Below are 13124 nucleotides of genomic sequence, written 5' to 3'. Positions count from 1 at the left end.
TCCCTTCCATTCTGAGATTCAAGCTAGTGGAAAATGACAGGCGACTAAATGACCTTTTCCATTCAATTTTGGTATCTTTTCCCGGCAAATGTCCTTGGCAAACGGACACCGTGTATGAAAAACGCAGCCCTTTGGCGGATTAGCTGGGCTGGGAACATCGCCTTCCACAACTATTTGTTCGCGATCACGCATATGTGGATTTGGCACTGGATACGCACTGAGCAGAATCTCAGTATATGGATGCAGTGGACGTTCAAAAATTTCCCTAGTGGTTGCCATTTCCATGATTTTACCCAAGTACATCACTGTAATCCGATCACTGATATATTTCACCGCACCAAGACCATGGGCAATAAACACATAAGTCAGATTTAATTCTTTTTGCAGATCCTTCAGCAAATTAAGAACTTGAGCCTGTATCGACACATCGAGAGCAGAAACCGGTTCGTCGCAGATAATCAGCTTAGGATGCAGCATCAGCGCGCGTGCAATACCAATTCTCTGTCGCTGCCCGCCTGAAAACTCATGAGGATAACGGTTCTTATAATGTTTTGACAGGCCTACAATTTCGAGAATATCGTTAACCTTTTTGTCGGCTTCCCCCCTTGTCGCCAGTTTGTGTGCAACCAGGGGCTCCGCCAGCAGATCACCAATCCGTTTTCTCGGGTTCAGTGAAGAATAAGGGTCCTGAAAGATAATCTGCAGATCTGTACGCATCTTTCGCATCTCTTTGTTCGAGATGTTGGCAAGATCTTTTCCTTGAAAAAAGACCGTCCCGGCTGTCGGGTTTTCAAGCCTTACAAGTGATCTTCCGGTAGTTGATTTGCCGCAGCCCGATTCACCAACCAGTCCAAGCGTTTCACCGGGATAGATGTCGAAGCTGACATCATCCACAGCCTTAACGTAGCCGACGGTTCGCGAGATGACCCCTTTCTTAATAGGATAATATTTTTTTAGATGACTGACCTGCAACAATGGTTGCTCCAGCCCGGTTTCCGGCGTCGTCAAATGCTCACTTCCTTTCCGGTTTTTTCTTTATTTTCAAATTCTTCTTCTTCTTTCTCGTAAAGGAAGCATCTGATACTATGAAGTTTTTTATCTTTAATTGATCTTAATTCCGGTTTTTCTCCTAGACACTTATCCATTGCAAAGGGACAACGCGCATAAAAGCGGCAGCCTTCCGGCATATTGTGAGCGCTTGGCACCGATCCTGGAATGGATTCAAGACGCATATCATCCGGATTCGTAATATGAGGAATTGATTTCATGAGACCCAGCGTATATGGATGTTTGGGATTATCAAACAGTGTGAACACGTCTGTCTCTTCGACAACCTGTCCGGCGTACATGACAGCGACTTTATCAGCCATTTCCGCGACTACGCCGAGATCGTGAGTAATCAGGACGATTGACGTTTTAAAATTCTTGCGAAGTTCCTTCATTAATTTCAGAATTTGGGCCTGTATTGTCACGTCAAGCGCCGTTGTCGGTTCATCCGCAATCAGAAGTTTTGGTTTACAGCTTAGTGCCATCGCAATCATGACACGCTGTCTCATTCCCCCTGAAAGCTTGTGAGGATATTCATCGATGATGGCCTCAGCTCTTGGAATGCCAACGCTCTTCAGCATTTCAATCGAATAATCTCTGGCCTTTTTCCTGGAGTAACGCATATGGAGCCTAATGCCTTCTGACAACTGATCGCCAATCGTCAGAACAGGATTTAAAGAAGTCATCGGTTCCTGAAAAATCATCGAAATTTCATTCCCGCGGATCTTGCGCATCTCTGTCTCCGACAAGTTCACCAGATCCTTGCCATTGAATACAATCGAACCTTGTGTAACCGATCCGTTTTTATCCAGAAGGTGCATGATCGACAGTGAAGTAACAGATTTTCCGCAGCCTGATTCTCCGACAAGACAAATCGTTTCCCCTTCCTTCAAATCAAAACTAACCTCATCAACAGAAGTAACAGTGCCCTTTTCGGTTTTGAACTCGGTCTTTATCTTGTCCACCTTTAACAGTCCAGCCAAATCATTTAACCTCCTCAGGCATTAGTTAATCAGCTTTCTTTTAGGTTCTCACTCAGAACAGGAGAATCCTGCAAAGCAAGGTATTCATGAACCAGTGAAAGAAAAGCTTTTCCAGCAACCAGCATGACGCGCTCATCAAAATTGAATTTTGGGTGGTGATGAGGATAACTGGCACCAACCTCGGGATTCCCCGCTCCTGAGAACCAGAACATGCCGGGTTTCTCTATCAGATAGCTGGAAAAATCTTCTCCGCCCATCTGTGGTGCGATTTCAACTGCTACATTTTTTCCAAAAGCTTCGTCCATGACTTTTTGAAAAACATCGGATTCTTTTTCGTGATTATAGACCGCAGGATATCCGTCTCTGTAATCAAGTGCGCCCTCCGCATGGAATGCATCGCAGACATTTTCAATAATGCTGGCCATTTCGCTTTTGATCTTGCTCCGTACATCCTCATTGAACGTTCTGACTGTTCCTTCAAGAACTGCTGTATCCGCAATGACATTGGGTGCGACACCTGAATTGAATTTCCCGATGGTCAAAACTGCCGATTTTGTCGGGTCAACCTCCCGGCTGACGACCAGCTGCAGTTGATTGACTACTTGTGAAGCGACAACGACAGAATCGACGCACAGTTGCGGTGCGGATCCGTGGCCGCCTCTGCCCTGTATTTTTATTTTGAAATAATCAGCCGCTGCCATAAAATAGCCCTTTCGATAACCGATCGTCCCATACGGGACAGTGCTCCATAAGTGGGTTCCGAATATAACATCGACTCCCTCGAGACAACCGTCTTTAATCATGGCACGCGCGCCTCCCGGGGGAAATTCCTCAGCAGGTTGGTGAATCAGAACAACATCTCCTGACAATTCTGCGCGATGGGACTGAAGCACTCTGGCAACACCAAGAAGTGTTGCTGTGTGTCCGTCATGTCCACAGGCATGCATGACACCCGGCACTTTGGACTTGTAAGGCACTTCCGTTTCCTCCTGTATCGGCAATGCATCAAAATCCGCTCTAAGTGCCAACGTGATTCCTGGTTTTGCCCCATGAATCTTTGCAACGATCCCAAAACCTCCAACATGTGTTTTGATATCATCAATGCCGAATTCTTTGAGTTTCTCATAAATAAACGTCGAAGTTTCTTTTTCCTGATAGGACAGCTCGGGGTGCTGATGCAGAAATCTCCGCCATTCCACCATGGTATCGTATAAGTTTTCTAAATCTTCCTTCCATGATTCACTCACCCTTGATCCCCCCAGAAACAATTTTCAAAGAAGTATCGAGCCCCTATTTGACCGATTATTATAAGTCATTAAACAATACAATATTTTCAGAATTCATAAAAACTATAAAATTATTATAGAATAGCATCTGCCAAAAATAAATAGCACATTTTTGTCGTATAATACTTGATTTTACACAATCCCTTCTTCTTCAAAATTATTAGCAATAATTTTCAATTTTCGTTTATAATATATTATTATAATAATAATTTTTTAGAATTTAGCAATAGTTTTTTTTATTTTGATCATTTTTTGCCTTTTCAGCATTGTTCAAGAAAACGGTCTAGTGTATTCTTAGACTATTATCCGATATTGAAGGGATTGCCTGTACATAGCGGCTTGGCGGTCGAGATAAAAAAGCGGATCTGCCGATGGTGTTTTTGTCTCCACACTTTATCACGTTACCTGATTAAATTTGGGAGTTGATAGTATGCCTAATAAAATCATTATTTCAGACGAAATAAGTCAATTGATTACTAAATTGACTGAACTTGCGGAAGTAAAAAATGCAATGTCCTTTCTTGAAACGGATAATGAAAATACTGCAGCCGAACAGATTCAGCTGACCGAAATTCCGGCACCATCTTTCAAGGAGGATAAACGTGCTTCTTGGATTGCTGAACGTTTCCGGGCGCTTGGCCTTAAGGATATCGTTATTGACGAGGAGGGAAATGTTACCGGCCTGTACGATGGAAAGCTGCCGGGTCCAAAAATAGTTATTGCCGCCCATTTGGATACGGTCTTCCCCGAAGGAACAGACACCAAGGCTACAATCAAAAGCGGCACAATCTACGCTCCAGGAATATCCGACGATGGTCGAGGCCTTGGCGTTCTTCTCTCGATTATTCGGGCCATTCGAAGTTCCGGGATAAAACCGCAGCACAGCATCCTCTTTGTAGCGGATGTGGGCGAGGAAGGTCTTGGCGATCTGCGCGGAGTTAAAGCTCTTTTCAGAACACACAATGATATCGGCGGCTTCATCTCAATCGAACCAGGGAATCCCGCCGCGCTAACCTGTACAGCTGTCGGCAGCCATCGTTATCACGTCCGATTCAGAGGCCCCGGGGGGCATAGTTTTGCAGCTTTCGGCACGCCGAGCGCCGTTCACGCACTTGGTCGCGCTATATCTTACATCAGTGACATGAACGTACCGGAAAACCCAGTGACCACTTTCACTGTTGGGACGGTTAAAGGTGGAACGTCAATCAATACGATCGCTGAAGATGCGGTCATGTCTCTGGATATGCGGTCTGTGTCCATGGACTCTCTGCTTGCTCTGGAGAAGCAGGCATTAAGCTTGATCCGAAAAGCTGCTGATGAAGAAAACAAGCGCTGGCACAAGGAAAGTGCCATTGAAGTCTCATTTGAAAAAGTCGGAGAGCGTCCGGCTGGCACTCAGGCACCGAATCAGCCCATCGTGCAAGCGGCGGCGGCAGCTGTCAATTTTCTCGGTTATTCACCAAGATTGCAAGCTTCGAGCACAGATGCTAACGTTCCGATCAGCTTAGGTATCCCCGCAGTTACAATGAGCGGCGGTGGAATCAGCGGCAAGGAGCACACACTTGGCGAATTTTTCAACCCTGAGAAAGGATTTCTCGGTGCACAGGCTGTTTTGATTACATTGCTGGCTTTGACTGGATCAGGAAGTACGGATTCATTGATCCTTTAATGACTGAATTCAGTCGAACAACGTACGCGCAATTGTTGTGACAAAACAAGATTGATAGCAAACTCCGCTTTAGGCCCGATCGATACAAATCTGACAAGGGAGATCCTCAAATATGGTCAAAACAGCAGAAGAAACGAGATTGGAACAGCAGCTGATCACTTACCGCCATCAGCTGCATGAATATCCGGAACTGTCGTTTGAAGAATACGAAACAACGAAAACCCTTAAGGGTTGGCTTGCCGAAGCAGACATTGAAATGCTTGACCTTCCGATGAAAACCGGTGTTCTGGCTGTTATCAGAGGCAGGAAACCTGGACCGACGATTGCTCTTAGGACAGATATTGATGCACTTCCAATTCAGGAAAGAACCGGTCTGCCTTTTGCCTCCAAAGTCCCCGGGAAAATGCATGCATGCGGCCATGACTTTCACACAACATCGATACTTGGGGCTGCTCTTCTTCTTAAACAAAGAGAAGATGAAATTGAAGGCACGGTCAAAATTATTTTCCAGCCGGCCGAAGAAAATGGCGGGGGTGCACTGAAAGTCATGGAGACCGGTGTTCTTGATGATGTAAATGCGATATTCGGTATGCACGATATGCCGCATATTCCAACGGGAACGATCGGAATCAAGCCCGGCGCTTTAATGGCCGGGGTCGATCAATTTGTGATTGATGTCGAGGGGACAGGAACACACGCTGCTGCACCAGAAAAAGGCATCGACTCAATCGTTGTCGCTTCTCACATCATCACCGCTCTGCAGACCATCGTCAGTAGGAATATTTCTCCTTTAAATAATGCTGTCATTAGTGTTACACGGCTAGAAGCAGGTAATACATGGAATGTGCTTCCCCAGACAGCGCAAATGGAAGGGACTGTCCGTACATTTCAGGAACACGTCCGGGACGGTATCCCTGCAAAAATGAAGCGAGTTGTTGAAGGGGTTGCACAGGCACTCGGCGCAAAAGGGACTCTCCATTTCACAAAACTGGGACCCGCATTGATTAACAACAAAAAATATGCAGACTGGGCCGTCGAAACTGCCAAGAAATCCGGCTTAAATGTGATTTCTCCAATCCCGTCCTCGGCTGGCGAAGATTTTGCTGAATATCTAAAAAAAATTCCGGGTGCATTCTTCTTTATGGGTGTCTCGGGGACATCAGGATTACATCACCCGGATTTGATTATTGACGAAAAAGCGATTCTTCCCAGTGCCAAATTTTTCTCCAATCTGGCAGTTGATATGCTGAAAAAAATGAAGAATGAATGATTTTCAAGTGCAGGCACGCGGACAAGCCCGAAGCGCAGAAGATCACTTCTTCGAGTTTGTTTCATGTTTGTGCTTTTTAAAGTTCTGTTGCCATTTTCAAGACCTTTGGACGCTATTTATGCGGCGCATATGTTCGGTTATTAACAGGTGAGTCGAAGCGTCAGGAGCGGTTGCCTGAGACGCTGATTCATCTCAGCAATAAATAGCCGGATTTTCTCAGCTGGCGACTTGTAAAAAAACAAACGTTGATCAAACCAGAACACATGAAAGAAATAAAAAGCCCGAAATCAATGAACTGATTTTCGGGCTTTTTATTTGAGAATCTGAAAACCATTATCTGCTAGTGCTCATCGTGCTCAGTAGATTACGGAAACCACGAGAAACCCGATCAGCCCCTTCAGCAACAACCGATCGGGGAGCAGCAACGTTCATTCTGACGAATCCGCGACCAGCCGGACCGTAAGTACTCCCCATCTGAAGAGCGACACCTGACTCGATCAGTGACTGATTGATTTTATCTTCATTAGAGCCAAGTTCCCGGCAGTCAATCCACATCAGGTAGGTACCCTCATTTTTCATACATCGGATATTGGGGACTTCAGAGAGTTTGATTCTGACTTGATTCATATTTTCCTCAATATAAGGAACCAGCTTGTTCAACCATGTTTCTCCGTTTTCATAGGCTGCTGTCAATGCAGCAATCTGAAATGGCGTAATTTCTGGCTAGACCATTTCTTTCTGGAACTCTTTTATTGCTTCGATGATTTTCTCATTAAAAGAAAGGATAAAGGAAGGTCCGATGCCGGCAATGTTGAACGTTTTCGTCGGTGCCATCAAAGTAACAATATTTTCGCCTTCGTCACCGGCAAGCTTTGCAATGGGCGTATGCTTCTGACCTGATAAGATGATATCCGAATGAATTTCATCCGAAATGATGGCACAGTGATAGCGTCTGCTCAGGTCGAGTACTTTCTTGAGCTCGCCTTCCGACCATACTCTTCCACCGGGGTTATGAGGAGAGCATAGCAACATGCAGCTGATTTGCTCCGTGCTCAATTTTGCTTCCATATCCTCGAAATCCATGACGTAGCGGCCGTCTTTGATAACAAGATCCGAAAAAACCGGAACCCTCCCGAGCTGATTCAATTGTTCAAAGAAGGGATTGTAAACAGGGCAATGAACGAGTACTTTATCATTTTTGCTCGTCAGCGTCCGGATAGCCAGTGATATACCGGATACAACGTTATGATTAAAAATGATATTTGCGTTATCAATTTCCCATTGATATCTTCTGGAAAGCCAGGATCGGACAACAGCCTTTAAGGAATCCGGGCATTGTGTATAGCCGAATACGCCAAACTCCGCACATTGCTTCAATGCATCCAGTATCTGAAAAGGCGCCTGAAAGTCCATATCGGCAATCCACATCGGCAACAGCCCGGACGCTCCATATTTTTTTTCAGTTCCATCCCACTTGACACTGTCCGTATGTATACGTGAGATGACTCTATCAAGGTCGTACATGACGCAACACTCCTTTTTCTTATTTTAATTGAGAAATTACTCAGTTCAGTTTGCTTTTTTAACTTTGCTGAGATAACGATAAATCGATGCTTCCGAAGTACTCAGTTCATTTGCCACAATACTGACAGTGCCTTTCAATAGAAAAATTCCGTTTTCGTTAAGTCTTTCAATAATCTCCAGTTTTTCCTCCTGAGACATTCTTTCAGGTGGAATATTCATAGCACCTACAATTTCTTTAATACTTGCCGCAGCAAGATCTTCGATTGACGGACTGAGATGCTCAATGGGATGCTCTTTTTTAATTTCCCGTTGCGGATTAACGCCTATAAAATCGCTTAAATAGTTGATTACTTTTTCCATCTTTTGATAATTTATATTAATACATAGCATCCCGATAATCTCATTCTCATCATTACGAATAAAAAAAGTGGAGGACCGCAAAATCGTTCCGTCTTTAGCCATCCCTTCATAATTTGTAATGAAAGATTTGTTATGCGATTTACCTTCCTTGAGCATCTTCAGAATAAGATTTGTGACCGGAGATCCGATCGTACGGCCACTTAAATTAGTTTTGCTGATAGCAACAACAGAATTCTCAAGGTCCGTCACATCATGAAGGATAATTTCTACATCATTCCCCATGACTTCACCAAGAAACGTAACCAATTCTTTGTACTTTTCTAACTCTGCTTTAATAAGATCACCGCCCATCAACTGTATGATCAATATAATAATTATTTATTATAATAATAATAATTTTTAATCACTAAGGCCATTCTCGTATACTTTTGTAATGTTGTCAATATGATTCTGCAGTAGAATTTTTTCCTATTGGAAGGTCAGATGAGAGACAGAATCTGCAGTGAGTTAATCCATGCTTTAAAAAATACCGATCAGGCATAAAACTACCCGTTCACGCCAATTACTATAGGACTTTAAAAACCTGCGCTCCAGATGTAAGTTTCAAAAAAAAAAGGAAAAACTCCATGCCTGAAGAGACAAAGAGCTTATCTATTATTCCGAATCAATCAATTTCGCCCAAGAAAGGAAACAGCAATTTTTTTATAAATTTCAATGGCATCAAAAAAAGCATCTTTCTCAATGTACTCGTTTGGCTGATGAGAAATAGGAGGATAACCAGGACCTGTCACAGCGATAGGAAATGATTTCTCCGACTGTGAGAAGTAGGCTCCATCGGTATATCCGGAAAAACCATAGGGTACAACCCGTTTCCCGCGTACAGTACTCACCACATCTATCAGTTCCATCACAAAGTCATTATCTCCTGGTGTTTTGACAGGTTTCATGTCATTAATGACTTCAATTTTGGCATTTAAATCCGATATGTCCTCTTTAACAGTATCAATCAGTTCATTGACCTTCTTGACAATATCTTTATGATTCTGTGACGGCAATGTCCTCATATCAATTTCCACTGTACACTTATCCGGAATGACATTTGTGCCACTGCCGCCATGCAAAACATCGATGCTGGAAGTCGGTTCACTCAACATATCGTCCGGCTCGAAATCGAAGGAGAATTCAGATCGGAATTTAGAAAGAATGGCTATCATATGCTCGTTGGCGTTGACTCCGTGGCTGGGCGTCGAGCCGTGCCCTGTTTGTCCGTTTGTTGTGATTCGAAGCCACAGGCAGCCCTTCTCCGCAATCGCAATCTCATTTCCCGTTGGTTCTCCAATGAGTACAGCATCTAGATCATCAGCATATCCTTCATTCAAAAGCTGCCGGGCACCAATCGAAGATGTCTCTTCTCCTACAGTTGCCATAAATTTAAGCGTCCCTTTAAGCAGTGTGTCTGCTTCTTTCAGTTCGACAATGGCGGCAACCATGGCAACTAGCCCGCTTTTCATGTCCCCGCACCCCGGCCGTATATTTTCCCGCCCACTTCTTCGGCACCGAAAGGATCATGAACCCATGGAATCTCACCAACTGGGACAACATCAAGATGACCCGTAAAAGTAAGTGTCTTGCCCCTTTCTTTACCAGCATATGTAGCAATCAATTGCTGGCGGCCTTCACTATAATCCACGATTTCCGTTTCAATGCCTGCTTTTTCAAAAACGGGTAAAAGCCGCTTAACCGCCAGCGCTTCATTTCCTGGCGGATTTGTTGTATTGATTTTCAGTATGTCCTTAAGTAATTCAATAGCTTCTGTTTTGTCCATTCCCCATGCTCCTTTAATGTAAGGCCATTCAGATACTTCACCCTAATATCCATCCCAATGCAGAATAGTTTATTAAAATATAAATATTTTTTATAGATTAACTATTTTGAATATAATATATAACTAATCCTAAATCTTGTCCATCTCCTCTAGCCAGTCGGTTTCTCTCCCTGTCAGTATTCGTATTTATAGTTATACCTCAGTTCACTCCGCCTAATAGCAAAATAAAAAACAGTGCAAGGCATTGAAAAATTTTGATGATCATGATACTGTTCAGTCAGTATTATTGGGTTCTGTATTTTCTGAACTTAGTTATTAATCTATTGATGAAGGAGCATGTTATTATGACACTAAACATTACAGAACCAATCAAATCCCAGGTCATGGATTTCTTCCAATACTTTCATACGCACGCAGAAATCAGTATGAAAGAATATAACACAACGGTTTTCATCAAAAAAAAATTAGATGAATTAGGCTACAAGACAAAAACTTTCGATGATTGCCCCGGTGTGATCGGTGAACTTGGCAGTGGAAAGCCAGTTGTCGCGCTTCGTGCAGACATGGATGCACTGTGGCAGGAGGTAAACGGGAAACTCCAGGCGAACCATTCCTGTGGCCACGACGCACATATGTCGATGGTCCTCGGCGCCGCCATGCTGCTGCAACAGACAAATCTTCCAGAAGGAACCGTTCGTTTGGTTTTTCAGCCTGCCGAAGAAATCGGACAGGGAGCGCTTGAACTTTGCAAACGCGGAGTTTTGGATGACGCTGATTATTTCTACGGAGTACACCTCAGACCCGTAGAAGAAACGAAAGATAAGCGAGCAAAGCCCGCCATCCTTTCCGGCGCCTGCCGAACGATCAAGGGCGTAATTGAAGGAGAAGACGCTCATGCTTCCCGCCCTCATCTCGGTCAAAACGCAATAGAGGTTGCTTCATCAATTGTCAGCGAACTCGGGCACATTCATGTCAATCCGATGGTTCCGTGCTCCGTTAAGATGACGAATCTTCATGCAGGATCGGCAACGAACATTATTCCCGGACATGCCGAATTCACCCTCGACGCCCGGGCTCAGAGCAATGAAGTGATGCGAGACCTGACTCAGAAAGTGGAACGTGTCGTCCGCGCAGTTGGTGACTGCTACGGGGTCAGAATCAATCTTAAGATGTCACATGGCAGCCCCGCGGCTGTATCAGCTCCTGAAGCGATAGAAATTATGGGCGAAGCTATAAAGGATGTTCTTGGCCCTGAAAACTATGACCCTCCGATGCCATCCAGCGGGGGTGACGATTTCCATCAATATGCTATTAAATATCCCCACCTTAAATCAACCATGCTTGGCCTTGGATGTGATCTTAAACCAGGATTGCATCATCCATATATGACTTTTAACCACGAAGCTATGTTTGCAGGAGTCAGTATTCTTGCAACAGCTATTTTAAAAACACTGGAAAAAGCTCACCACTGAGCTTCAGAAAATTTTTATACTCAAATGACGAGACTATTTTCCAAAAGGGAACAATTTGGGAAATAGCCTCAGCTTTTTCCTAATAAGATCCGGTGCAATGGCGGTGTTGCTTGGATCATCTGCAGCGGTGTTTCAACAAAAGCAGCACCCTTCACCGTTTTTTTAACTTCATTAACATTGGAAAATTGCGAGAGGGGCCCATCTGATTTCTTGCAAAAATGCTGGTCGTGAGGCTTTGCAACTGTTTCCAATGCATCCGTTATGATACCTAGCATTTTTCCGAAATTAATATAAACTAATAGTTAAGAATTTTAAAATTTAATGAGGCGATATTCTGATGACACAAACCGTCGAAAACAACGTTCTAGCTGAAGCAAAAAGCATTCAGGACTGTGTAGAAAAGTATAGAGTGGATTTTCATCGCCACCCGGAACTTTCAAACGAAGAGTTTAGAACCTCTAAAGTCGTTGCTGAAGCTCTTGAAAAACTGGGTATTGAAGTCCATCATGTTGGCAAGACAGGGGTTGTCGGCATTTTAAAAGGAAAGTTTGATGGAAAAGTAATCGCACTCAGGGCCGATATGGACGCTCTGCCAATACAGGAACAGACTGGACTGCTTTTTGCGTCGGAGAATCCGGGCAAAATGCATGCGTGCGGACACGATAACCATATTTCAATGCTGCTCGGAGCAGCCCGGCTTTTATCTGAAAAGAAGGAACAACTTCATGGTACTGTGAAATTCCTTTTCCAGCCGGCCGAGGAGATCGCTGAAGGGGCGAAAGACATGATCAACGCCGGCGTGCTTGAAAACCCCCATGTAGATTATGCTTTCGGAATGCATATTTGGTCGGATATCCCTGTCGAACAAGTTGTCATGCCCACGGGCGCATTTATGGCCAGCGCCGATCTTTGGAAATTGAAAATCAGAGGTCAATCCAGTCACGGTTCTGCGCCTTGGCAAGGGCATGATGCACTTGTCTGCGCCGCAGCGGTTGTTCAAAGCCTTCAAACCGTCGTCAGCCGCATGAACGATGTTCGGACACCGGTTGTCATTAACATCGGAACATTGAAGGCTGGTGAACGCTTCAATGTTACACCCGGCATTGCGGAGATGGATGGAATGAACAGAGCGTTTGACGCGTACGCGAGAAAGCAAATACCCAAGTGGATGGAAAAAGTGATCAAAAACACCTGTGCCGCCTACGACTGTGACTATGATTTTGATTACAATTTTCTCTGCGCGGCAACAACTAACGATGTCAAGATCACGCCGCTCGCACAAAAAGCCGTCCGAAAAGTAATCGGAGACGAAAATTTGGTTAATTGGGAGAAAATCATGGGCTCTGAAGATTTCTCCGCTTTCAGCGAAAAAATACCGACAACTTTCATGTTGCTGGGCTGCAGAAATGAAGAGAACGGCTGCTGCTATTCCCAACATTCCGAGCACTACAATGCAGATCAGCGCGCTCTCCCTATAGGTGTTGCCTCGTTCGTTCAGACGACATTAGATTTTTTATCTGAATAAAACGTGATCAAAGCTTAGGGGGTCTCCCTCATATTAATGGTGCAGATCTCTTGTCCGATTAAGAAATTGGTTTTTAGAACGTGAAGAATCCTAACCCAGTGAAAAAAGTTGCAAATCTGTATATTCACACAAGGAAATCAATTCATGTATGGAACTGAATTTC

The 13124-nt window shown here is 44.2% G+C and carries 10 protein-coding genes and 1 pseudogene; 4 read left to right on the top strand and 7 right to left on the bottom strand.

Annotation, left to right across the window (positions count from 1 at the left end; all coding sequences use genetic code 11):
- Positions 1–18: 18 nt before the first annotated feature.
- The 3 genes from COP04_RS04975 to COP04_RS04965 are packed head-to-tail and all read right to left on the bottom strand — an operon-like array spanning position 19 to position 3277.
- The gene (locus tag COP04_RS04975; RefSeq protein ID WP_100486975.1) at positions 19–1008 is read right to left on the bottom strand and encodes an ABC transporter ATP-binding protein; all 990 of its coding nucleotides are present in this window, start codon (positions 1006–1008) and stop codon (positions 19–21) included.
- On the bottom strand, positions 1005–2030 hold the full coding sequence (locus tag COP04_RS04970) for an ABC transporter ATP-binding protein (RefSeq protein WP_100486974.1): 1026 nt from the start codon (positions 2028–2030) through the stop codon (positions 1005–1007). The genes COP04_RS04975 and COP04_RS04970 overlap by 4 nt, the downstream gene beginning before the upstream one ends.
- 29 nt (positions 2031–2059) lie before the next feature.
- Positions 2060–3277: a M20 family metallopeptidase gene (locus COP04_RS04965; protein ID WP_100486973.1), complete on the bottom strand. Its 1218-nt coding sequence runs from the start codon at positions 3275–3277 to the stop codon at positions 2060–2062.
- Between the two features lie 469 nt (positions 3278–3746).
- Here COP04_RS04965 and COP04_RS04960 point away from each other — a divergent pair, with 469 nt between their 5' ends.
- Together COP04_RS04960 and COP04_RS04955 are read left to right on the top strand one after the other, a co-directional pair.
- Positions 3747–4985: a M20/M25/M40 family metallo-hydrolase gene (locus COP04_RS04960; protein ID WP_100486972.1), complete on the top strand. Its 1239-nt coding sequence runs from the start codon at positions 3747–3749 to the stop codon at positions 4983–4985.
- Positions 4986–5097: 112 nt separating this feature from the next.
- On the top strand, positions 5098–6255 hold the full coding sequence (locus tag COP04_RS04955) for an amidohydrolase (RefSeq protein WP_100486971.1): 1158 nt from the start codon (positions 5098–5100) through the stop codon (positions 6253–6255).
- A 333-nt stretch (positions 6256–6588) separates the two neighbouring features.
- On the opposite strand, the pseudogene COP04_RS20185 reads toward COP04_RS04955, so the two are convergent.
- The 4 genes and pseudogenes from COP04_RS20185 to COP04_RS20590 all read right to left on the bottom strand — a co-directional run bounded on the left by COP04_RS20185 (position 6589) and on the right by COP04_RS20590 (position 9964).
- Positions 6589–7668, bottom strand: a pseudogene (locus tag COP04_RS20185) (MalY/PatB family protein).
- 156 nt (positions 7669–7824) lie between these two features.
- Entirely contained in the window at positions 7825–8490 is a 666-nt protein-coding gene (locus COP04_RS04940) for a helix-turn-helix transcriptional regulator (RefSeq protein ID WP_100486968.1), read from the bottom strand.
- A 317-nt stretch (positions 8491–8807) separates the two neighbouring features.
- The gene (locus COP04_RS04935) at positions 8808–9650 is read right to left on the bottom strand and encodes a M20 family metallopeptidase (protein WP_338062832.1); all 843 of its coding nucleotides are present in this window, start codon (positions 9648–9650) and stop codon (positions 8808–8810) included.
- On the bottom strand, positions 9647–9964 hold the full coding sequence (locus tag COP04_RS20590) for a M20/M25/M40 family metallo-hydrolase (RefSeq protein ID WP_338062831.1): 318 nt from the start codon (positions 9962–9964) through the stop codon (positions 9647–9649). Before COP04_RS20590 ends, COP04_RS04935 begins: the two co-directional genes overlap by 4 nt.
- A 344-nt stretch (positions 9965–10308) precedes the next feature.
- Here COP04_RS20590 and COP04_RS04930 point away from each other — a divergent pair, with 344 nt between their 5' ends.
- Positions 10309–11436, top strand: coding sequence for a M20 peptidase aminoacylase family protein (locus tag COP04_RS04930; protein WP_100486967.1), 1128 nt, complete (start codon positions 10309–10311; stop codon positions 11434–11436).
- Between the two features lie 337 nt (positions 11437–11773).
- Entirely contained in the window at positions 11774–12961 is a 1188-nt protein-coding gene (locus tag COP04_RS04920; RefSeq protein WP_100486965.1) for a M20 metallopeptidase family protein, read from the top strand.
- Positions 12962–13124: the final 163 nt, after the last annotated feature.

It is taken from the genome of Sporolactobacillus pectinivorans, assembly GCF_002802965.1.
Classification (GTDB): Bacteria; Bacillota; Bacilli; order Bacillales; family Sporolactobacillaceae; genus Sporolactobacillus; species Sporolactobacillus pectinivorans.
Note: the sequence above shows the minus strand (reverse complement) of the source record. Positions and strands in the feature narration are given on the sequence as shown.

Excerpts from the sequence above, each read along its gene's own strand:
- COP04_RS04960 (WP_100486972.1), top strand. The coding sequence starts at position 3,747 with ATGCCTAATAAAATCATTATTTCAGACGAAATAAGTCAATTGATTACT.
- COP04_RS04955 (WP_100486971.1), top strand. The coding sequence starts at position 5,098 with ATGGTCAAAACAGCAGAAGAAACGAGATTGGAACAGCAGCTGATCACT.
- COP04_RS04940 (WP_100486968.1), bottom strand. The coding sequence starts at position 8,490 with ATGGGCGGTGATCTTATTAAAGCAGAGTTAGAAAAGTACAAAGAATTG.
- COP04_RS04935 (WP_338062832.1), bottom strand. The coding sequence starts at position 9,650 with ATGAAAAGCGGGCTAGTTGCCATGGTTGCCGCCATTGTCGAACTGAAA.
- COP04_RS20590 (WP_338062831.1), bottom strand. The coding sequence starts at position 9,964 with ATGGACAAAACAGAAGCTATTGAATTACTTAAGGACATACTGAAAATC.
- COP04_RS04930 (WP_100486967.1), top strand. The coding sequence starts at position 10,309 with ATGACACTAAACATTACAGAACCAATCAAATCCCAGGTCATGGATTTC.
- COP04_RS04920 (WP_100486965.1), top strand. The coding sequence starts at position 11,774 with ATGACACAAACCGTCGAAAACAACGTTCTAGCTGAAGCAAAAAGCATT.